The 22,072-nt window shown below is 58.7% G+C and carries 21 protein-coding genes; 11 read left to right on the forward strand and 10 right to left on the reverse strand.

The window, feature by feature from the left end; translation table 11 throughout:
* The first annotated feature begins 36 nt into the window (after positions 1–36).
* Genes V5E99_RS03870 through V5E99_RS03880 form a run of 3 tightly spaced genes read left to right on the forward strand, consistent with a single transcriptional unit; the run spans position 37 to position 1,745 of the window.
* Positions 37–462, forward strand: a complete 426-nt coding sequence (locus V5E99_RS03870; protein ID WP_499801056.1) for a VOC family protein — start codon at positions 37–39, stop codon at positions 460–462.
* Positions 459–1,067, forward strand: coding sequence for an amidase family protein (locus V5E99_RS03875; protein WP_499801058.1), 609 nt, complete (start codon positions 459–461; stop codon positions 1,065–1,067). The genes V5E99_RS03870 and V5E99_RS03875 overlap by 4 nt, the downstream gene beginning before the upstream one ends.
* A 9-nt stretch (positions 1,068–1,076) precedes the next feature.
* On the forward strand, positions 1,077–1,745 hold the full coding sequence (locus tag V5E99_RS03880; RefSeq protein WP_499801059.1) for an amidase family protein: 669 nt from the start codon (positions 1,077–1,079) through the stop codon (positions 1,743–1,745).
* Here the strand turns inward: V5E99_RS03880 and V5E99_RS03885 are convergent.
* From V5E99_RS03885 to V5E99_RS03905, 5 genes are all read right to left on the reverse strand, one after another.
* Positions 1,692–2,300, reverse strand: a complete 609-nt coding sequence (locus tag V5E99_RS03885; RefSeq protein WP_499801061.1) for a GGDEF domain-containing protein — start codon at positions 2,298–2,300, stop codon at positions 1,692–1,694. The genes V5E99_RS03880 and V5E99_RS03885 overlap by 54 nt on opposite strands.
* 74 nt (positions 2,301–2,374) lie before the next feature.
* The gene (locus V5E99_RS03890; protein ID WP_499801063.1) at positions 2,375–2,956 is read right to left on the reverse strand and encodes a hypothetical protein; all 582 of its coding nucleotides are present in this window, start codon (positions 2,954–2,956) and stop codon (positions 2,375–2,377) included.
* A gap of 1 nt (position 2,957) precedes the next feature.
* Positions 2,958–5,129, reverse strand: a complete 2,172-nt coding sequence (locus V5E99_RS03895) for a xanthine dehydrogenase family protein molybdopterin-binding subunit (RefSeq protein WP_499801064.1) — start codon at positions 5,127–5,129, stop codon at positions 2,958–2,960.
* Positions 5,130–5,138: 9 nt separating this feature from the next.
* Positions 5,139–5,594 (reverse strand): (2Fe-2S)-binding protein, encoded by a 456-nt coding sequence (locus V5E99_RS03900; protein WP_499801066.1) that lies wholly within the window; start codon positions 5,592–5,594, stop codon positions 5,139–5,141.
* A 265-nt stretch (positions 5,595–5,859) separates the two neighbouring features.
* A complete protein-coding gene (locus V5E99_RS03905) occupies positions 5,860–6,705 on the reverse strand; it encodes an oxidoreductase (RefSeq protein ID WP_499801067.1) in 846 nt (281 codons plus the stop codon).
* 111 nt (positions 6,706–6,816) lie between these two features.
* Between V5E99_RS03905 and V5E99_RS03910 the strand changes: the two genes are divergently transcribed.
* Complete coding sequence (locus V5E99_RS03910; protein WP_499801069.1) at positions 6,817–7,734, forward strand: LysR family transcriptional regulator; 918 nt, start codon at positions 6,817–6,819, stop codon at positions 7,732–7,734.
* Positions 7,735–7,840: 106 nt separating this feature from the next.
* On the opposite strand, the gene V5E99_RS03915 is transcribed toward V5E99_RS03910, so the two are convergent.
* Positions 7,841–8,089, reverse strand: coding sequence for a hypothetical protein (locus V5E99_RS03915; RefSeq protein WP_499801071.1), 249 nt, complete (start codon positions 8,087–8,089; stop codon positions 7,841–7,843).
* Between the two features lie 293 nt (positions 8,090–8,382).
* On the opposite strand from V5E99_RS03915, the gene V5E99_RS03920 reads away from it, so the two are divergent.
* The 3 genes from V5E99_RS03920 to V5E99_RS03930 are packed head-to-tail and all read left to right on the forward strand — an operon-like array spanning position 8,383 to position 12,344.
* Positions 8,383–8,907: a sigma-70 family RNA polymerase sigma factor gene (locus tag V5E99_RS03920; protein WP_499801073.1), complete on the forward strand. Its 525-nt coding sequence runs from the start codon at positions 8,383–8,385 to the stop codon at positions 8,905–8,907.
* 3 nt (positions 8,908–8,910) lie between these two features.
* Positions 8,911–9,894, forward strand: coding sequence for a FecR domain-containing protein (locus V5E99_RS03925; RefSeq protein WP_499801075.1), 984 nt, complete (start codon positions 8,911–8,913; stop codon positions 9,892–9,894).
* Positions 9,867–12,344, forward strand: coding sequence for a TonB-dependent siderophore receptor (locus tag V5E99_RS03930; protein ID WP_499801076.1), 2,478 nt, complete (start codon positions 9,867–9,869; stop codon positions 12,342–12,344). Before V5E99_RS03925 ends, V5E99_RS03930 begins: the two co-directional genes overlap by 28 nt.
* A gap of 9 nt (positions 12,345–12,353) precedes the next feature.
* Here V5E99_RS03930 and V5E99_RS03935 read toward each other — a convergent pair whose 3' ends face one another.
* Entirely contained in the window at positions 12,354–13,712 is a 1,359-nt protein-coding gene (locus V5E99_RS03935) for an XAC2610-related protein (protein WP_499801078.1), read from the reverse strand.
* Between the two features lie 160 nt (positions 13,713–13,872).
* Here V5E99_RS03935 and V5E99_RS03940 point away from each other — a divergent pair, with 160 nt between their 5' ends.
* The 3 genes from V5E99_RS03940 to V5E99_RS03950 all read left to right on the forward strand — a co-directional run bounded on the left by V5E99_RS03940 (position 13,873) and on the right by V5E99_RS03950 (position 19,119).
* Entirely contained in the window at positions 13,873–14,370 is a 498-nt protein-coding gene (locus V5E99_RS03940; protein WP_499801080.1) for a VOC family protein, read from the forward strand.
* 35 nt (positions 14,371–14,405) lie between these two features.
* Positions 14,406–15,239, forward strand: coding sequence for an AraC family ligand binding domain-containing protein (locus V5E99_RS03945; protein ID WP_499801082.1), 834 nt, complete (start codon positions 14,406–14,408; stop codon positions 15,237–15,239).
* Between the two features lie 235 nt (positions 15,240–15,474).
* On the forward strand, positions 15,475–19,119 hold the full coding sequence (locus V5E99_RS03950) for a hypothetical protein (RefSeq protein ID WP_499801083.1): 3,645 nt from the start codon (positions 15,475–15,477) through the stop codon (positions 19,117–19,119).
* Between the two features lie 10 nt (positions 19,120–19,129).
* On the opposite strand, the gene V5E99_RS03955 is transcribed toward V5E99_RS03950, so the two are convergent.
* The 3 genes from V5E99_RS03955 to V5E99_RS03965 form a co-directional block, all read right to left on the reverse strand.
* Positions 19,130–19,717 (reverse strand): LysE family translocator, encoded by a 588-nt coding sequence (locus tag V5E99_RS03955; protein ID WP_499801084.1) that lies wholly within the window; start codon positions 19,715–19,717, stop codon positions 19,130–19,132.
* 200 nt (positions 19,718–19,917) lie between these two features.
* Positions 19,918–20,685, reverse strand: coding sequence for a sulfite exporter TauE/SafE family protein (locus V5E99_RS03960; protein WP_499801085.1), 768 nt, complete (start codon positions 20,683–20,685; stop codon positions 19,918–19,920).
* 150 nt (positions 20,686–20,835) lie between these two features.
* Positions 20,836–21,810, reverse strand: a complete 975-nt coding sequence (locus tag V5E99_RS03965; RefSeq protein WP_499801087.1) for a hypothetical protein — start codon at positions 21,808–21,810, stop codon at positions 20,836–20,838.
* 144 nt (positions 21,811–21,954) lie between these two features.
* On the opposite strand from V5E99_RS03965, the gene V5E99_RS03970 reads away from it, so the two are divergent.
* On the forward strand, positions 21,955–22,072 hold a 118-nt coding region (locus V5E99_RS03970), incomplete at its 3' end, for a LysR family transcriptional regulator (RefSeq protein WP_499801101.1).

Consider the following 22,072-nt stretch of genomic DNA (forward strand, 5'->3'; position numbering starts at 1 on the left):
ACTCAGCTTCAACTTTCGACCGTTGAGGATCACCCGATGCAGCTCTCCCCTTTTCACCTGGCCATTCCGGTGTACGACCTGACGGCCGCACGCAACTTCTATGGCGAAGTGTTCGGACTGGAAGAAGGCCGCTCCAGCGATCATTGGGTGGATTTCAACTTTTTCGGCCATCAGTTTGTCATTCACCTGGCGCCGAAAAACGTCTCTCAAGAAGCCGCCCACACCAATGCCGTGGATGGCCACAACGTGCCGGTGCCGCATTTCGGCGTGGTGCTGGGTATGCCGGAATGGGAAGCCCTGGCCGAACGCTTGAAGGCGCTGAACACCCAATTTGTGATTGAACCGTGCATCCGCTTTCAGGGCTTGGTCGGCGAACAAGCGACGATGTTTCTCTTCGACCCGTGCGGTAATGCCCTGGAGTTCAAGGCGTTCAAGGACATCAGCCAGTTGTTCGCCAAATGATCCGCTCTGCTGCGGACGCCACCGCCCTCAGCGAGTCGGTCCTAAACGGCGAAACCACCGTCGCCGCGATTGCCGACGCCTTTCTAGAGCGCATTCAAACCCTGGAACCGCAGGTCCAGGCCTTCGTCTCGCTCAAACCCATGCAGGTGCGCCTGCAAGCCGCGCTCAACGAGGGCCGTGGTCTGTTGGCGGGCGTGCCGGTGGGCGTGAAGGATATTTTCGACAGCGAAGACCATCCCACGCAGTTCTTCTCGCCGATCTATGCGCACCACCAACCGTCCCGGGACGCTCATGTGGTGAGCCTGTTACGCCAGGCTGGCGCGTTGATCATGGGCAAGACCCACACCACCGAATTTGCCTACATGCACACCGGCCCGACCCGTAACCCCCATGACCTGGACCGCACACCGGGCAGTTCCAGTGCCGGTTCGGCAGCGGGGATGGCGGCGGATTTCTTTGCCGTGGCGCTGGGCACCCAAACGGCGGGCTCGCTGCTGAAACCGGCGGCGTACTGCGGTCTGTTTGCCTTTAAGCCGTCGTTTGGATTGGTGTCGCTGGAAGGGGTAAAACCGCTGGCGCCGAGCTTCGACACCGTGGGTTGGTAAGGGCGCTCAGTGCGGGATCTGAGCCTTGTGGCGCGGGTGTTGATACCCGGTTTTGCCCTGCCGCAACCCCAACAACGACCACTGCGATTGGGCTTCTGCCGCACACCGCGCTGGGATCAGGTAGACCCTGAAGTCGCCCGCGCGCTGGAACAGGCCGTGGAACAGTTGCGCAGCGCCGGCCATCACGTCAGCGAAGTGCTCCTGCCGGATGAGTTTGCCCAGGTGTTCGACGATCACCAGGTCATCAACGATTGCGAAGGTGCACGTTCACTGGCCAAGGAGTTTCAGCAACATCGGGCACTGTTGAGCCCTTCGATGCTGGCAATGTTCGAGCGCGCGGCGGCCACCAGTTGGGATCAGGAATCCGCAGCCAAGGCCCGACTGGCGGCGCTTGCACCGCGCCTGGATGATCTTTGCCAGCCTTTCGACGCCATGCTCTCGCCCAATTGCGCAATGGTCGCGCCACTGGCCGTGAACAGCGCCGAAAACACCGGGCCATCGGATTTCATCAAATTCTGGGGCGCGTTCGGCTTACCGCAGGTCAACATCCCCCTGGCTCGCGCCGAAGGATTGTTGCCAATCGGACTACAGCTAATCGGCCGGTTCAGACACGACGGCTCGCTGTTACGAGTGGCCGAACGGGTGGCCGCCGACTTGCACGCTGATCGCCGCCAATAGCCCTTCTACCGTCAGGTGAAGCGCCGGATGAAACTCGATCTGGCAGACACTGAAGCGAATGTCATACCCGCGATGCACCGTGGCGTTGCGCTCGTCGAGCATTTCTTCGAGCCGCGCCCGGATCGCCGTGATCTCCACGGCGTTGGCACCGGTCAGCAGCGCGGCGAACTCGTCGCTGCCCATGCGGCCAATCACATCGCTTTCGCGAAAGGCGATCCGCAGCACGTCGGCGAAGGTCTTCAAGGCATCGTCGCCTTCGGCGCGGCCATACGCTTGATTGATGAGTTTGAAATGATCGAGGTCGAAAAACAGCAACGTCGCCGGTTTACCCAAGTGCAAGCACGCGTCCAGGCCCCGTTGAGCCAGTGCCTCGAAGCCATGACGATTGGGCAGCAACGTCAATGCATCCATGCTCGCCACTTGCACCGCCGTCAGTTCTTGCTCGGCCTGGCGCGCGAGGTCACGCAGCCATTCACGTTCCTGTGAAGCGATATCCGGCCCGCGCAGGGTGTCTGCGCAAGCGCCGGGGTTGACCGGTTTGCCTGGAACCAACATGTGTCACTCCTGTGAAGGGTCTATACGTTAGAGGCGTACAGATCCGCTTTGACTCCTGATAAATCCGCCGTTGGTCAGATGCCCGCGACCGGGCACGGTCCTCCGGCGTCGGCCCAGAGTTTGAACTGGGTGACGAAAATGTCGTGGGGCACCGGAACCGGCGCGCGGTTGCCGCCCGGATTCCAGCCCCAGAGCACCAGTTTGTCGTCGCTGACGTGCTTGATCAGCGCGGCGAAATCCCGGTCGCCATTGCTGGAGCGGTCCTTGATCAACGCGCAGAGTTTGTCCGCCGGCAGGCCGATCCAGGCCATTTTGTGCGCGGCGGGCGGCAGGCTCCAGTGCGGCGCCCCGGGTGGTGCGTGGGGACCGTAACTGGCGGGCGGGTTGTTGTCGGCATGGCAGGTGGCGCACGGCAAACCGGCCGCGCCCTTCCCGTCCATCCCACGCACGACGTTCATCGCGTGGGGGATACCGGCGTCGAACTGCAACGGTGAATCGCCGGGGATGTGGCAGTTCTGGCAACGCGGGCTCTGGAAGACTTTTTGCACGGTATCGAAGGCTTTTAGCGCCGCCTGATTGTCAGCCGCAAACAGGTCCGAGGCGTAGCCGCCCAAGCCAATCAGCGCGATGGCGCCGAGAATCAAATGTCGTTTCATCTCACACCCCCGACAGTTGCAGCGGCAGTTCCCGCAGACGTTGCCCGGTCAAGGCAAACACCGCGTTAGCCACCGCCGGCGCCATGGGCGGCACACCCGCCTCGCCGATGCCGCCGGGTTTGTCGGTGCTGGGCACGATGTGCACCTCCACCACCGGCATTTCGTTGAGCCGCAGCACCTGATAATCGTGGTAATTGGACTGCACCACCTGGCCTTCCTTGAAGGTCAGCTTGCTGTGCAGCGCAAACCCCAGGCCGAAGGTGACGCAGGACTCCATTTGCGCGGCGATGCTTTGCGGGTTGACCGCAATGCCGCAATCCACCGCACACACCACCCGGTGCACACGGATTTTCAGGTTGTCCCCGGACACCTCGGCGACATGCGCCACATAGCTGCCGAACGATTCATGCACCGCCACACCCAACGCATGGCCGTCGGGCAACGGCGCGGTCCAGTTGGCTTTCTCCACCGCCAGGTTCAGCACGCCGAGGTGTCGCGGATGGTCCTTGAGCAGGGTTCGTCGGTATTCCACCGGGTCCTTGCCCGCCGCCGTGGCCAGTTCGTCGATCAACGATTCCATGACAAAGGCGTTGTGGCTGTGCCCGACCGAACGCAGCCATAGCACGCTGATACCGGTTTTGGGTGAATGCAGTTCCACTTGGTGATTGGCCAGGCCTTCAAGGTAAGGGCTGTCCGCCACGCCTTCGACCGACGTCTTGTCGACCCCATCCTTGACCATCGTCGCCGCAAACGCCGTACCGTCCATGATCGACTGCCCGACCATCACATGCTTCCACGCCACCGGCATGCCTTGGGCATCCAGACCAATGTTCGCCTGATGCAAAAACATCGAGCGGTAGTAACCACCGCGAATGTCGTCCTCCCGCGACCAAACGGTTTTCACCGGCATACCGGCGGCTTTCGCAACTTGCACCGCTTCAGCGACAAAATCCGAGGTCGGATTGGCCCGACGTCCAAAACCGCCGCCGAGGAATTCGGTGTGGATTTCCACCTGCTCGGGTTTGAGTCCGGTGATCTTGCCGGCAATCATTTGATCGAGGGTCTGGAACTGGGTGCCGGTCCAGATTTCGCATTTGTCGGCGGTGATTTTCACCGTGCAATTGAGCGGTTCCATTGGCGCATGGGCCAGGTACGGCACGCTGTATTCGACGTCGATGGTTTTCGCCGCTTTCTTTAGCGTGGCGGCGGTATCACCCGCCTGGCTGGCCGGCATGCCGGGGGTGGTCGCCAGTTGGCGGAAGCTTTCGAGCAATTTCACACTGTCGAGCCCGGTGTTCGGCCCCAGGTCCCAGTCGACTTTCAGCGCATCGCGGCCCAGTTTCGCCGCCCAGTAATGATCGGCAATCACCGCCACGCCGGTGGGCACTTGCACCACTTTGTGCACACCTGGCACTGCCAGGGCCTCGGCGCCTTCGAACGATTTGACGCTGCCGCCGAACACCGGTGGCCGAGCGACCAGCGCAGTCATCAGACCTTCAAACTGCACGTCCATGCCGAACTTGGCCCGACCGGTGATCTTCTCCGGGGTGTCGAGGCGCGGGGTCGGTTTGCCAATGATCTTCCAGTCCTTGGCGGCCTTGAACGTGATCGACGCCGGATCGGGCACCGGCAGCTTGCCGGCATCATCGGCCAGTTCGCCGTAGGTGGCGCGATGCTCACCGGCAATCACCACACCCGGTTCGGTGCGGATTTCCGACGGTGCAACGTTGAAGCGCTTGGCCGCTGCGTCGATCAACATCAAGCGTGCGGCGGCGCCGGCCTGGCGATAGCGGTCAAACTCCATCCAGGTCGAGGTCGAGCCGCCGGTGATCTGCATGCCGCCAAACCCGGCCAAACCGTAATCCTTGGCCGAGGCCGGGGAATGTTCGACGCGGATTTTCGACCAGTCGGCGTCCAGTTCTTCGGCGATCAGCATGGTCAGGCCGGTCCAGATCCCCTGGCCCATTTCCGAATGGCCGAGCAGCATGGTGACGCTGTTGTCGTTGGCGATTCGCAGGAAGGCATTCGGTGCGAAGACGTTGCCCTGATTGTCGGCGCCCATGGCAAACCGATGACCGCCGGGGATGACAAACGCCACCACCAGCCCGCCGCCAAGCACCGCGCTGCCCTTGAGAAAACCGCGACGTGATACGGGATTGATGATGCTGTTCATGACATGGCCTCAACCGATCTCGGCAGCGCGTTTGACCGCCGCACGAATCCGTGGGTAGGTGCCGCAGCGGCAAATATTGCCGGACAGCGCCTGATCGATGTCGCTGTCGGTGGGGTTGGGGATCTTTGCCAGTAACGCAGCGGCCGACATGATCTGCCCCGACTGGCAATAACCGCACTGCACCACGTCGAGTTCGGCCCAGGCTTGCTGCACCGGATGCGAACCGTCGGTGGACAGGCCTTCGATGGTGAGGATTTTTTGCCCGTTGGCCACGGCGGTGGCCGGGGTGATGCAGGAACGCAGCGGCGCGCCATCGACGTGCACAGTGCAGGCACCGCACTGGGCCATGCCGCAACCGAATTTGGTCCCGGTCAGGTGCGCAACATCGCGCAACACCCACAGCAGCGGCATGTCCGCGGGGACATCCAGCGCCTGGTCCTTGCCATTAATGTTCAAGGTCAGCATGCGAACTTCCTCAGACTCACGGTGTTCTGAAGGGGCGTCGCTGTGGCCAGTGCAGACCTACGCGCGCCTCGGGTTATCCATACAGCTAAGCGCAGATTGACCGGGCGGCCAGCTTCTGCGACCGCCGGTCACCTTCCAGACCGATTGAACAATCCCGTAGGAGCGAAGCTTGCTCGCGAAGGCGATCGTCCAGTCGATAGAGATGTCGACTGACACGACGCCTTCGCGAGCAAGCTTCGCTCCTACAGGGATTAGAGGTGTTGGGTTAGAAATCGGTCGACTCGGACAGTGCGCGCCAGTCGCTCAGCTCATGGGTGACGAAGGCAGTTTTGGCCTCGATGTAACGCACCGAATCCGTCCCCAGCGGCAGCCGCAGCGGCGGATTGGCGGACTCGACCAGGGTGATCATCGCCTGGGCCAGTTTTTCTGGGTCGCCGGGTTGTTGCTGATTGACGGCTTTGGCCAGTTTGCGCACTTCGCCAGCGGTCGGGGCGTAGTCGGCAATCGATTCCGGGGATTCGACCAGGGAATTGGTGTCGAGGAAGTCGGTGCGGAAGTAACCCGGTTCGACCACCGTCACCTTCACCCCCAGCGGCGCCAGTTCGCCGTGCAAGGCTTCGCTCAACGCTTCGACGGCAAACTTGGTCGAGCAATAAACGCCGTAGCCGGGCGCCGACTGAAAACCACCCACCGAGGAAATGTTGATCACATGACCGCTGCGGGCGGCGCGCATGTGCGGCAAGACTGCGCGTGTGACGTTCAGCAAGCCGAAGACGTTGGTTTCATAGAGTCGCTTGATCTCATCGCTGCTCGCCTCTTCCACTGCGCCGAGCAAACCGAAACCGGCGTTGTTGACCAGCACGTCGATACGCCCGAAACGCTTGATGGCCGCTTGAGCCACGGCGGCGCCCTGGGCTTCGTGGGTGACATCAAGGGTGGCGGCCAGCAAGCCCGGTTGATCGCCGAAGCGTGCAATCAGCGTGCTCGCATCACGGGCGGTAGCGACTACGGCGTCACCATTGGCCAGGGCTGCTGCGACGATTTTTGCGCCGATCCCGCGAGAAGCGCCGGTGACGAGCCAGACACGTTTGAAAGAATGGGAAGTGCTCATGGTCGATACCTTGTGTGGGTTGGAGTAGGCACAAGGTACGCAGGAAGATTGGTCGGAAAAATGCCCTCGTGCTACAAGCACTATGAAACGCTCTTTCATAATGGCGCAAACATGAACCACGACCCTTTCGACGGCTTGACCGAGTTCCTGGCGGTGGCCGAGCACAAAAGCTTCACCCTCGCCGCCACCCGGCTGGCGGTCACGCCCACCGCCGTCAGCCATGCCATCAAGCTGCTGGAGCGGCGCACCGGCGTGCTGTTGTTCCAGCGCACTACCCGCCGTGTGGCGTTGACCGAAGCCGGCGCCAGCCTGTTCGCCCGTTTGCGCCCGGCCGCCAGTGAAATCGATGAGGCCCTGGCGGTGCTCAGCGGTTTCCGCGATCAACCCATGGGCACGTTGCGCATCACCGCGCCACGGCTCTCCGGTGCGTTGTTGATCGAGCCGTTGATTCCGTTGTTTCGCCAGGCTCACCCGCAAGTCACCCTCGATATTTCCCTGGACGACGCCACCGTGGACCTGATGGCTGGCGGCTTCGATGCCGGGATTCGCTTGGGCGAGTCGATCGAGAAAGACATGGTCGCCGTGCGCCTGACGCCGGACTTGCAATGGTCAGTGGTCGGCTCTCCCGCCTACTTCGCCAAGGCCGGCCAACCGGCCAGCCCTGAAGAATTGACCGGGCATGACTGCATCGGTTTTCGCTTCTCGACCTCGGGCAACGCCCATCGCTGGGAATTTAACCGTGACGGTCGGGACTTTACCGTGGGTGTTTCGGGTGGGGTGATCGTCAACGACCGCAAGCTGCTGATAGGCGCCGCCCTGGAGGGGATGGGCCTGGCGTATGCCTGTGATCTGGAGATCATCGACGAGTTGGCGGATGGGCGCCTGCAACGGGTGCTGCAGCCGTTTGTGCCGCTCAGTTCGGGGTTGTACCTGTACTTCCCGAGTCGCACCCAGACGCAGCCGAAATTGCGGGCGTTTATTGATTTGGCTACGCGCTGGATCGCCGAACGCGGTGGTCTCGGACGCTGACCCCTGTAGGAGCAAGGCTTGCCCGCGAAGACGGTGTGTCAGCCTGCATTGATGTCGACTGACACGACCTCTTCGCGGGCAAGCCTTGCTCCTACAGGGGTCAGCATCATGCCAGCACCGCAACCGGGCGAACGCCCAGCCGATGCTGTGCCAGCAGGCGCATCACATAGCCGATTTTCAGCAGGGTCGGGCCAATGATGGTCATGGCATGCATCGATACCAGCGCCACGATAGGCAAGTGGCCGCTGTACAGGTATGCGCCGTAGATGCCGAGCAACAGCAGTGTCAGGCCCAGGCCCAGCACTTTGCTCGACAGGTGCAAAACGTTCTGAGGGTTATTGAAGAAATCGAACATTTTTCCGTACTCCTGAAGCTGACCTGTTGTGCGCTTGTTAATCCAAGACCCGTGCCAGATTTTATAGCGTTTAAAATCAATGGCTTGCTAGCAAGCAAGTCAATATGACACGGCACAAAAATGGTCGTTATGACTCAATAAAAAGTCATATCGACTACAACCCTCCACATCCTTGCCCCAGCCCGCCTAAAAGCAAACCAATATCATTTGCGCACTCAGAGACCATTTGGTTTAATCGCGACCCATTCTTATTTGCACTGAAGGCGCACGTCGCCCATGGACATGTGCTCACAATGACGGTCGCCGATTCCTCCAGCGTTCAGAACCTCTACCTCGCGCATCACCGCTGGTTGCACGAACTGCTGCGCCGACGCTTGAGCAACGCCTTCGATGCCGCGGACCTGGCGCATGACACCTTTCTTCGTGTGCTCAAACGGCCGCCGGCCTTCGACTGTGAAACCCGTGAGCGTTCCTACCTGGCGACCATCGCCCGGGGCCTGTGCATCGATCACTGGCGCCGTCGGCAGCTCGAACACGCCTGGCTCGAGACCCTGGCTGCGCGCCCGCAAGCCGTGCAGCCGTCCCCGGAGCAACGGGCGATCATCGTCGAAACCCTCTACGAAGTGGACGCCATGCTGCAGCGGCTGCCGGCGCGGGTGCGCGATGCGTTCATCCTCGCCCAGTTGCATGGCCTGCCCTACCGCGCCATCGCCGAAGAGCTCGGCGTATGCGAACGGATGGTCAAGAAGTACCTGGCCCAGGCGTTGATGCACTGCGCGATCCTTGAGGCCGAACTCGACGGCCTGCTGATCGAGTAAGCCATGTCCCGTACTCCCGCAAACAGCATCAGCCACGCCAGCCTCGAACAGGCGGCCCAATGGTATGTGCAATTGCACGACCAGCAGGTCGGCGAACAGGAGCGCCAGCAATGGCAGGCCTGGCTGGCGCAAAGCGGCGAGCATCAGCAAGCCTGGCGCTACGTCGAACGCGTCGGCCAACGTTTCGCAGCCCTGCAAGAGGACCAGCCGCAGGCCGCCGGCTATGTGCTTCGCAACACCGCGCGCTCGCCGATCACCCGCCGCCAGACCCTCAAGAGCCTGCTGATCCTGGCCTCCGGCAGCCTGCTCGGCTGGGGCGCCTGGCGCCAGACGTCGCTGCCGGAGAGCGTGGGGCGCTGGGCCGCCGATCTTTCCACCGGCACCGGCGAAACCCGGGAAAGCCTGCTCAGCGACGGCAGCCGAATCTGGCTCAATGCCTTGAGCGCACTGAATGTGCGTTTCGACGCCACGCAACGGCTGTTGCAACTGCGTTGCGGCGAAGTGTTGATCGACACCGCCAAGGACAGCCATCGACCGTTCCTGGTGCAAACCGCCCACGGCCGGATGCGTGCGCTGGGTACGCGGTTCAGCGTGCGCCAGGACGAGCATCAAACCCTGCTGAACGTCTACGAAGGCGCGGTTGAAGTCCGCACCTTGAACGGTCAGCTCCAGATCGTCGAAGCCGGACGGCAACTGGCGTTCAGCGAACAGCAAATCTCACCCGCGACACCGGCCAATGCCGGACGGGAAGCCTGGCGTCGCGGGGTATTGCTGGCGGACAACCTGCCGTTGGGGCAATTGATCGAGGAATTGAGCCGCTACCGACCGGGGCATCTGGGTTGCGATCCGGCCATCGCCGGGCTGCCGGTGATGGGTTCGTTTCCGCTCAAGGACACCGACCAAGCGTTGCGCCTGCTGGAAGCGGCGTTGCCAATCCGGGTGCAAAAGACCTCGGCGTGGTGGGTCAGCGTCGGCCCGAAAGCGTGAACTGGCGTCCGTTGGCGCTGACGGCGGCGTTGCTGAACCTGGCGGCGCCCCTCGCCCAAGCCGATACACCCGCCGTCAGCGAACAGCCCTCCGGTCCAAAACGTCATTACACAATCGCTGCCGGCCCACTGGTCAGCGTGCTCAATCGTTTTGCCGAACAGGCCGGGATTTTCCTCGCGGGCCATAACGATCTGGCGGACGGTAAACGCAGCGCCGGGCTCAACGGCGACTTCACCGAACAGCAAGCCTTGCAGCGTCTGTTGCAAGGCAGTGGCCTGCGCGCCCTGCCACAGGCCGGCGGCGGTTATGTGTTACGCGTCGCGCCAGAAAACAGTGGTCCACTGGAACTGGACCCGACAAACATCGGCGCCCTGGCCTTGGGCGCCATCACCGAAGACACCCACGCCTACACCACCGGCTCGACGTCGTCCGCCACCGGCCTGCCGTTGTCCTTGCGTGAGACTCCGCAATCGGTGACGGTCATCACCCGCCAGCAAATGGATGATCAGGGCGGCACCAGCATCGCCGACGTCCTGCGCCGCGCCCCCGGCATCAGCGTGCAGAACTACGACAGCGAGCGCTGGGAGTTCTCCAGCCGTGGCCTGCCGATCACCAATTTCCAGTACGACGGGGTCAATACCGACTACGACGGCGTCTACGATTACGGCACCACCAGCACCGACATGGCGACCTACGACCGCGTCGACATCATCAAGGGTGCGGCCGGGCTGATGACCGGTTCGGGCGATCCGTCGGCCACCGTCAACCTGATCCGCAAGCGCCCGACCAAAACCTTCAAGGCCTCGGTCAGCGGCGCCGTCGGTTCCTGGGACAACCTGCGCAGCGAAGGCGACATTTCCGGCCCGCTGACCGATAGCGGTAATGTGCGCGGGCGTTTTGTCGAGGTTTATCAGGATCGCAGCGCCCACGCCGACCATTATCAAAACACCAAGGACATCGCCTACGGCATCCTCGAAGCCGACCTGAGCGCGGACACGTTGCTGAGCTTCGGCATCGACCAGCAAAACACCCGCTCCCGGGGCGCCAGTTGGACCGGTTTTCCGATGTTCAACAGCGACGGTTCGCCCACGCATTTTTCGCGTTCGTTCAACCCGGCCACTGACTGGAGCCGTCGCGACTTCAATAACCAGACGCTGTTCGCCGCGCTGCAACAGCAACTGGCCAACGACTGGACGCTGAAGGTCAGCTACGACCGCAAACACCGTCAGCACGACACCTTTCTCGCCTCCGCCAGCGGCGGCAACCCGGACCCGCTCACCGGGGACGGCATGTTCATGTACATGGGCAAGTTCAAGGGCGATGAGGTGCAGGACAACCTCGATATCAACCTCAGCGGTCCGTTCAGCCTGTTCGGCCGCGAGCATGAATTGATCGCCGGATTCATGGCCATGAACACCCGCCAGGACATCCCGGTGCACGGCTCGGTCTACCCGGCGCTGGACGGCAGCATCTTCGACTGGCGCGGCGAGTTCCCGAAACCGGATATTCCAAAGATAGGCAGCGACGACATTCTCCAGCGCCAGACCGGCGCCTACCTGGCTACGCGATTGAAACCGACCGACGATCTGGCGCTGATCCTCGGCGGGCGAGTCAGCGATTTCAAGGGCAGCGATCACCTCGACTACACCGATCCAAACACCGCCGACATGCGCGACGGTTACCGCCAAACCGGCGTGATAACGCCGTACGCCGGGCTGATCTACGACCTCAATGACACCTACTCGGTGTACACCAGCTACACCAACATCTATCAGCCGCAAATGAGCAAGGATGCCCATCGGCAGTTGCTCGACCCGGTAGAAGGTGATGCTTACGAAGCGGGGATCAAGGCTGAATACTTCGGTGGGCGGCTGAACGCGAGTTTCGCGATCTTCCGCATAGAACAGGACAACGTCGCCAAGTACGTCAGCGGCGTCGACACCGAATCGGTGTATCGCCCGGTACAAGGCGCGACCACCAAAGGTTTCGAATTCGAGGTGGCCGGTGAAGTGCTGGACGGCTGGAAGCTCTCGGCCGGCTACACCTACAACCACACCCGCGACGCCAAGGGCGATTACGTCTACGGCTCGGTGCTGCAAACCACGGCGCCCGAGCAAGTGGTGCGGGTGTTCAGCACCTATCGCCTGCCCGGTGCCTGGGAAAATCTGACCGTTGGCGGCGGGGTGAACTGGCAAAGCGAGTTCTTCGGCAACGTGTTCCAGCCCGACCCCGGCGATAGCGTCAACTTCGGCCAGTACGCGCGCATTACTCAGGACAGTTACTACCTGGTGGACGCGATGGCGCGGTATCGCTTCAACGCGCATTGGAGCACCACGCTCAATGTGAAGAACGTGTTCGACAAGACCTACTACACCGGGCTGGGGAATTTCGGGACGGGGTTTTATGGGGAGCCGCGCAGTGTGCAGCTCACCAATAGGTGGGATTTCTAGAGGGCCGCCTCAGGGCGCTTTGACGTAGCTGCCGCTGTATTTCCGGTACTCGCCATAACCAGTCACCTTGGCTGCACCGTTAAGTAGCTGCACGCGAAAAATCGGCCCGCCCTGGGCATCCAGCACGATGGCCAGATTGCCGGCCAATAATGGCGACTGATAATTGATTTCGCTCAAAGGATCCTTGAGCTGAGAGTAGCTCAGGGAGATATCTGCGGTTTCCGGGCCGTTGTCGATCCCCGGCAGTATCTTCAAGACCATCTCCCCCACTCGGCGCTGTGCAAAATTGCCGACCAAGTAGTGCCCCTCACGTTGATTGTCGGCAACCGGCTCAAGTTTTTGCGAAGCAATTTTGAAATCGACAGCGAGCATTTTGACCTTGAACTCACGCTTGCCGCTGCGCCAGACGCCGATGAGTTCACCCTGCTCATTTCGCTCTTCTTTCAGGTACCAGTCGCCAGTCGTCACACCATCGTCAGTCAATTCATGCAACAACACACGACCATCGTCGAGGGACTCGCCCATCAGTCGAATCGGCTTGCCGCTGCCCGTTTTGCCGTAACGAACCTCACCAATGTAGATTTCGCCTTTACGCTGCCACCAGAGTTCCACCGCGATCTTGTCGTTAAGCGTACCGCGCAACGTCATGGGCGGCTCAGTGTAGGGGCCCGCAAGAGTATGACGCTCGACCCATTGGCGATCCTTGAGTGCTCGTTCGGTGACGTCCATATAGCCCAGCGGCATGTAAGGCTTTGCCTCAGATGGCATCTGCGCCGCCACGATCTTTTCAGCGACCATTACCGGCTCATTGTTCTCGATCTGCCACGTCGCGTACTGATGCCAGCAACAGCCGCTTTTCGAGCTGGTGTGCAAGCGCTTGGCAACCGGATCGACGGCGAACATGCCCAATTGTTCGTCGCGGGTCAGTGAGGAGAAGGACGGATTGAAGACCAGCAGCGAGCTTTTCGGATCGGACAGGTAGATGTCATAGGAAGGCCCGCCATAGCCACCTTCACTACCGTTGCGTACAGCCAAATCCTGCCGGCCGTCGAAATTGAAGTCCTCGAAGAACAACAAACTCTGATCGCCATAGGTCGGGGCGTGGTTGATTTCCAGCTCTTGGCCATCCGGTTTGAATACGGCAAACGCTTCGGGCGAATCGATGCGCTGCAGCACCTTGCCACTGGTTTTGTCACGCAAAGTGATCTGCGCGGGGGCGCCTTCGTAACTTTTGGCCGGCGGCGTCGCAAACAACACCTCGATGGCGTACTTCTGCGCCGGATCATTAAGGTGATAAGTCAACGGCTCAGCCCAAACGCCAGCGCTGACAAGCAAACAAACAACAGCCAATAAACGAGGGGCAACCATGATGCTGAGCGTCCTTGCGGCAAAATCGGGGCGGCAAGTCTATCGGTAAACCGGTCTGGCGGACATCGGTTCCCGACTTGTCGATCTACGGCACCGCCAAGCGACTACAGACTGACTACGCTGATAGTCCAGCGTGATTAACCCGCAGAGGAAGACCGCCATGCAACGCGTGCAAAAACTCACACCCTGCCTGTGGTTCGACGATCAGGCCGAAGAAGCCGCCAAGTTTTATTGCTCGATCTTCGATCACTCGAAAATCACCGCCATTACCCATTACGGCAAGGCCGGTTTCGAACACCACGGTCGCCCGGAAGGCTCGGTGCTGACCGTCAGTTTCGAACTCGATGGCCAGGGCTTCACCGGGCTCAATGCCGGGCCTGTTTTCAAGTTCAACGAAGCGGTTTCATTCCAGGTCAACTGCCAGACCCAGGAAGAAGTCGACCATTACTGGGGCGCGCTGTCCGCCGTGCCGCAAGCCGAACAGTGTGGCTGGGTGAAGGACAAGTTCGGGCTGTCCTGGCAAATCGTACCGATTGCCATGATGGACATGCTCAAAGACCCCGACACGGTCAAATCCCAACGGGCGATGCAAGCAATGATGCAGATGAAAAAACTCGACATCGCCGAACTGCAACGGGCGTTTAACGGCCAGAGCTAATACACTCGGGCGCTGACCTGCCAAGGACGCCGACGATGAAGCATGCCGTTGCCAAAAATGCCGACCAGGCCCCGCGCTTCTGGCGCGACGATGCCCTGCCCTTCATCGAGGCCCGGGGTATCGCCGACGGGCGCGAGGTCTGCTATGCGCGGCATTCCCATGCGCATTTTTCCATCGGTGCGATCACTGCCGGGCGCAGTACGTATGTCCACGAGCAATCGGCCTTCGAGGTCAGCGCCGGCACCGTGGTGCTGATGAACCCCGGTGATGTTCACGCCTGCAACCCCATCGACGACCAGCCCTGGTCATACCTGATGCTCTACGTCGAAACACCGTGGCTGACCGACTTGCAGCACCAGCTCGGGCTCGCCCCGGATCAGGCATTTCGCCGCTTTGCCATCACCCACACCCGTGACACCAGCCTGTTTACGGGCCTCAAAAACCTGTACGACGTGTTGCTCGATGAGCAGCAGGACGTGCTGGTTAAACACAGCGCCGCCGTGGAGTTTTTCAGCGACGTGCAGCAACGGCTCAACCCCGCCGATCAACCGTTGCGCGAGCCCAATTTCAAACTGGAACGGGCCGCCGACTACATCCGCGACAACTGCACCCGCCTGCTCAAGCTTGAGGACATTTGCGAAGCAGCCCAGCTGTCGCCGTCCTACCTGATCCGTGCGTTCAAACAGCATTTCGGCATGACGCCCCACGCGTTCCTGGTCAACCGGCGCATCCAGTTCGCCCAGGACCGGTTACGCAGCGGCAAGCTGATTGCCGATGTGGCGCTGGAAGCCGGATTTGCCGACCAGGCGCATTTTCAACGGGCGTTCAAACAACATCTGGCGGCGACGCCGGGGCAGTATCGGGGCTAAGTTAATTCCACAACGTTGAAACAGTTGTTTCCCTGCAACGACATATATCCACACATATAAGCGCACCCCCTCCTTTAATACATCGCAGCACTTCCCTGCCTGAAATTCGACATGGCCAGTCACATAACGGCCATTAACTTTGCGCTTCACCACCCCTACTCTCTCGGTCGCTTTACCCCCATTAAATGCCGCTGCGGAATATCGCCTAAACCATCACGGAAGATGAAATTCAACCATGCACACTCAATCCGCCAGTTCTGTTCATTCGCGCCAAATACAAGCGATCAGCGAAGCTATCAATCACTTTCTCGGTAACGAGAACATCAAAAAAGAGCTGGGATGGTCATGGAACAGCATCGCTGTCGCGCACGTGACGGGCACCGCGTTTGATCAGGCTCATCGTGCCGCCAGTGTTTACCTGTCGAACCTGACCAGACACCCGGCGTTCCTGAACATCCGAGCCTCACAGGCTTTACCCCAGACCGCCGTGTTCCTGGTCGATGACCGTGGCCGGCTGTATTACTCCTGGACCAACTTAAGCAGCCTTGTGGACATCACCACGGCCTGGTTTTCCCCCAAGGACATCACGCCTCTTGTCAGTGGTCTCGCCACGTTTGATGAAGACTTGAAGGTGCTGGCCAACATGGCCAAAACGACCGGTGGGTGGGTCATCACCGGGGACCAGATCATCGTCGGTCAATGGCTGCGTTTTCATGGGCTGCCGGCCCCTGCCAACGAGCAGGACGCCACAGGGCTGATTGACCTGCTCAACTTCGCCACATTGCCGGAGGCGCCCCGGCTGGGTCACTACTGGCAACTTCTGGAGTCTCCGAAAGGTTCGCCGTTCGAACTGACCAAAGACAATCGGGCAATCATTCGTCAGGTCACTCAGCAATTGACCGGTGGCTACACCTCGTTAGTCGCGCATTTTGGCGAACACTTGCGCCTGGAAAGCACTTCGGCAGATCGGCTGCCTTCGCGTCTGGGTCACCGTTTGCAACGATTGCTTGAGATTGCCCTATGGGCCTCCGAGCAAGGGCAAGCGTATATCGATGCCCTCGGCTGGTTCAGCGACGCGAAACCGTCCCCAGCGTTTATCGAGCAGTTGCTGATCGCCGCGATGCTGCTTGACCTTGACCCCGCCATCGACATGGCCAACACCGCGTTTGCCGGTTTCAACCTGTATTCAACCGAGTACTTCCTGCGGCATCCGTCCACGGTGCGCACACGCCTGGAACAGCACCTGATCGACCACCTCAAGCTCGACAAGCTCTTCGCCTCGCTGGTGGTGGAGCTGGTACTGGGCGGCATGGCGCCGCAGTACCTGATTGCCGACTGGCCTGCCGAACTGCGGATCGGGACGCCGGCCTGGGTGGTCGCCACTCAATCGGTGCAGTTTGCCGAGGCGCTGGTCCCGGGGATTTCGCGCCGGTTACCCCACGAACACTTGCTCGGCCTGAGCCAATCGTCCCACGCGACTTCGCAATTGGCTTCGTTGTATGCCAGCCAATCGATGGACCCCATCGTGACGTGGGCGCTGATGAATAAGCTGATCATCCGGGACACCGACGGCAGCCTCAGCCCCAGCGCGATCACTCAGGCGATCCGGGAATACGAACAGTACCTCGGCAAAATCCTGAGGGCCGCCGACAGCCTGGGTAAAGCCCTGCCCCACCGCAAGCCTCTGGCCTTGAAAGAACTGAAGGCCAATGTACCGGGCTGCGACCCCGACGAACTATTGGTCAAACACCGTGGCAGCGGTGGTGGCGCCGGGCGCAAAGTGTCGGTGCTGGATCTTTATATGGGTGATGAACTTCACCGCCAGGAATGGGATCGCGTTAAAGGCAGCAGTATTTATCAGTCATTCCCCGACTTGACCCGGTTATACCCGGTAACCGAGTTATATAACGACGCCATCCACCAACATCACAATGCAATAACAGAAGCACTGGCCAGTAACATCGAAGTAACGCTTTCGCAATTACCGCCGAATGAAGCCCTGTTCATTGAAAACGGCGCGGTGGGTATTTATTGCGTCGAGCAATACACCACAACTCGCTTTCCAACGCTGCCGACCCCGGGCGGTGTCATTCGCCCCGCGACACCCCTTGCGGGAGACACCGGCCGTTTCGGTGTGATTTTGTGTGCGCACCTGAACTCGCAGGTTCGTTGTTATGAGCTGTTTCCTTTACGCCTGGAATGCCGAGTCAATCCAAAGCTTGAGTCGGTGTTTCGCTCGTTGGTCCAGCCAGAGCAGAACGGCCACACCGTTAAATTTTCCAGTGATGAACGGTTCGAAAGAGTCGATCTGGACGTCGGCGCTTACTCGAAAAACCAGGCCCCCCGCGACAATGTCCAGTCCCGACTGTTTGTCCGCAAGATCGGCGAATTCCAGGCCTCGGCGGACACCGCCGCACCGATCTCGCCGACCCCGTTCTTCCGCTCACCCCGTAAACAAGCGATCAGCCAGCTGATTGCCGAGAACAATCCGTATTTCACCGTCGACGAGCTGAAGCAACTGGGCCTTGACCAGACCCAACGAGAACGCGCCATCGAGAAGACCGAGGCTATTTTCAATGCCGTCCTCAATATGATCATCCCGTTCAAGGGCTGCGTCGAAGAGATGTCCTCGGGCAACCCGGCGCGGCAGCAAAACGCAATCCTGGGTTGTGTCATGGACGTGGCAGCCATTGCGCTGGCCGTGGCCATCCTGCCCGGGCGGATCATCAGCGCCAGCGCCAAAGCCGCGAACCTGGTCACCCGGCTGCTGTCTGCCTCGCGCATCGGCGCCCGTGCTGCGGTGACGTTGATCAACCCCTTGGACGGCGTCCCGCAATTGCTCATCGGTGGCGCAAAACTGATTGGCAAAAGTGCGTTGAAAGTCGGCCATTACGCCACCTCCACCGCCCATATCGCCCGCGCCCAGTTGCAGCATTTGACCGGCGCCAATGCCTATGACCTGGTCAAGGCCATCAACCACACCGGCGCGGCGTCGCAGATCCGCATGAGCCTGGACACCGTGGCCCACGCCCGGGCGCTGTTCAAAAGCGACGCGCTGCAAACCCCTGAGCACGTCCTCAAGCACCTGCACGCCAATGACGCGAAGCTACTCAAACAGGTGCCGCCAGAAGAGTTGGAGCGCTTACTGGAAAACGCGTTGATCGAAATGGCGCGCACCTCTGACGAGGCTCGCTCGCTGACCAAAGTACTGGGCATGGACGTGGTCGATTCGCTGATCCGCCAGCAAGCGCAAAAATACTCCCTGGCCAATGTTCATCAGTTCAAGGAACACACCGCGTTGCCGGAAATCTTCAACGACACACTGAAGGTGGAACATAAAAACCTGATCGCCATGAATCAGCACCAATCCGCTGTGCGCGCGTCGGACCTTGGACAAGCGCCGTACAACAGGATTCTCGACGATGTGTCCTATAACCCGCAGCGCCTGACGGACAACGCCGATCGCGCCACCGCGTGGATTCTCAACGCCTCGAGTTCGCGTAACGAGACGGACAACATCAGGGCCGTGCTGCGCGAGTACGCCAGCAACGGCAAACCGCTGAACGACCCGGCGGTTTACCGGGAACTGCATCGACGCCTGGTGCCCGAGGCGCCCAACGCGTTGCGCAGCCCCACGACTCAGGCACGATATCCGTCCAACGTTTCAGGCGCGGCCATGCTGGAGCAGCATTTGGCAACCCTGGACCCGGCCCATGAACACTTCGGCAAACAGCTGTTCGGCGCCTTTCTCGGCTACCACAGTTTTGTCGATGGCAATGGTCGTGTTTCCCGTGCCATTTATGCGATCACGGAACTGCGGGCCCAGCGATTCAACGCTTTGCACAGGTCAACGGAGGACGCCCTCAGCGGTCTGAACTGACACCCACAGCCTAGGCCCACACCAGATACCCGGCACACAGCACCAACAGCAACGCCATGCTCCGGTTAAACAGCCGCATGCCCCTGGCGTTGCTCAAATACCCGCGCAAAAACGTCCCGGCGTAGGCCCAGCACGCCACCGACAGGTAGCAGACCACCAGATAAATCGCCGCGAATTGCCAGACCAGCCCCGCGTCGCCATCGGCGACAAACGCGCCCATCCCGGCGACACACGCCAGCCACGCCTTGGGATTGAGCCACTGCATCAACGCGCCATAGAACATCGACGGCGCCTTGTGCGCGTTGCCCTCCCCGACCCCGCCATCGTCCATGGCCAACTTCCAGGCCATAAACAGCAGAAACGCTACGCCGGCCAATTGCACCCCACGGGTCAAGAACGGCCAGGTCACCAACAGTTCATGCAACCCCAGCCCCATCAACACCAACAGCAACACAAACCCCAACGTGGCGCCCAGCACATGGCGCAACGTCGCCCGAAAACCGTATCGTGCACCGGAACCCAACGCCACGATATTCACCGGCCCCGGCGTTATCGAGGCAACCAGCGCAAACGCCGCCATGGACATCATCAGACTCATCACAGACCTTCTTCAATTCAGTTGAACCGGGCCTCAAGGTAGAGCGCACGCCGATGGCTGTATTGAACAAAATACCCCTCACCTGTACCGCGATGGCTGCGCACCACTGTATGGGTCGGGCCTGCCCACACCTGTGATAAGTATGGGAGATCACTCAAAGCAAGTGGCTGGCCGCAAGGACTGAAGTTTGAACTTATCCCCTACGAAAATAGAGACAACCCCATTCTCCCTATCAAAAATATAAGCAGAACCAGGAAAAATATCCTGATAAAGCCACTTCCGTAACGAAGTGCCAAGAAAACACCGGTGAGAGAACCCGCCATATTGCACAGAGCAGTTACACCGCCAACAGTCCATAAGACGTTGCCAGACGGAACAAAAAACATAAGCGCTGCGCTAAAGGTACCCAAATTAACCAGCTTTGCAGAGGCTGATGCGTTTAAAAAATCGAAGCCAAAAAATTTGACAAATATAAAAAGTAGAAGGCTACCGCTACCAGGGCCAAAAACACCATCATAGAAACCAATGAGGCCACCAAAAAAAACACCTAATGCAATCTCCTTTGATCCGCAATGTTTATTAAAACCCACCAAACCTAATTTTTTTTCCTTAAACGTATAGATAGCCATGGCTATCAGAATGAAAAAAACAACAAACTCCATCAGCTTTTTTGGCACGATAGATACTGAGAAGGCACCAAGAAAAGCAAATATAAATGCGGAAAGCATAGTGGGAAGCATTAACCTCCACATGATTTTTATTCGTTTTACATAGCTGAATATGGAGGATAAATTTCCCGCCAAAACAGCCAGTTTATTAGTCCCAAAAACAGTAGCTAGGCTTTGCTGAGGGAGGGCATGTAAAAGTGCCGGCAGTTGTACAAGTCCGCCACCACCGACTGCAGCATCTATCAAGCCGCCGCAAAAGGCAAAAAAACCTAGCGCGATCAAAGCTTGTTCAAAATACATATTATGGATCCTTTGGGAATTTAAATTACCTACGAAAAACCATGACATTTCGCTTTGCTGAGTTCGACGCTTTTTGAGATATACCGATCAGTCTACAGCTCGTTTGAAGAAACTATAATCGGTATATTCTTCTGGTTATAGAACCTGACTCTATGAGATCAGGGCTTGGTGCATAGCCGCAAAAGCGTTTCCTACCCTTTCATTGTAATTGAGCATAATCCCTTTAAGCCTCCCCAGCTTGAAACTTATATCAGCCGTTCTACCAAATTCTTGTGCCGCGGCTAAAGCATGCAAGCCATGCTTATTTTCCACTTCACCAGAATGCCCCATAATATATCCTTTAGCGTTACGAAAACTCCCAGCATTCATACTCAGAGAAGGATTAATGGCGAGTAATTTTTCCTCTATGTGTTGGGCAATGAAGTTGTACTCCCGACCATTCCAAAGCTCTGAAGCAATAGAAACCATCATCGCCTCCATGATTGAGTCTTTATGCTCGGCTGAATTAAAAGCCGCCTTATGTTCTGCTACGCCAGTGTTATACAGAAACTCTGAAAACTCGTTACATTCGCGTATTTTATATTTATCTTCAACCCAGGCAGTAGCACCAAACGCCGCGATCATGTAGTCGTACATACCGTCGTGGCCTGGATGGCCAAGCCCAAAATCATCCTTCGCGACTTCATGCATATGTGCCATGACGTGATGATAGCCAACTAGTTTTTCGGCAGGCACTGAGATCGCATCTGCTGATAGCCGCATGATAATTTTAGCCGAGACCAAACTGGTAGTTTTATGGGTTTCATTCCACCCATTAAAAAATTTTAGAACAGCCGAGTCTACTGTTGGTTTTTCCAGAAAAACCCGAAAGGTATTTTCACTATGGAACTGAGCTTCTTGCGTAATCGGATGACTAAGCACCTCAAACATCGCGTCCTGAAATTCGGCTATTTGCGTGATATGCGCTAACACAGGTTGCCTCCGGTCATTTTCAAATACAACTCGACCGGGGATTTTTAAATTCCGTATATGCTTTGGTAGCGCGTCAATAAAAACCTCACCAAACTCCTGCATGGACTTATAATTAAACGTCTCGTAACGAGTTCGCGGCGATGCTGAGTTCATGATTTGTCTCTCTCCATAAAGACTGATCGGATTATTTAATTGAAAAATACTGAATAAAATCAGAACTTTTAAAATTAAACTAGTTGAACGCCTGCAACAAGTAACTTATAATTATTCGACTATTCACTTTTGATGAGCAATGACATGGAGTTATCTCAATTAAAGATGTTCAAAACAGTGGCCGACCAAGGAAGCATTATTCGCGCCTCTGAACTGTTGCACTGCGTTCCGTCAAACATTACAAACAGAATTAAGCTTTTAG

The organism is Janthinobacterium sp. LPB2021202312-11-4 (assembly GCF_037049705.1).
Classification (GTDB): Bacteria; Pseudomonadota; Gammaproteobacteria; order Pseudomonadales; family Pseudomonadaceae; genus Aquipseudomonas.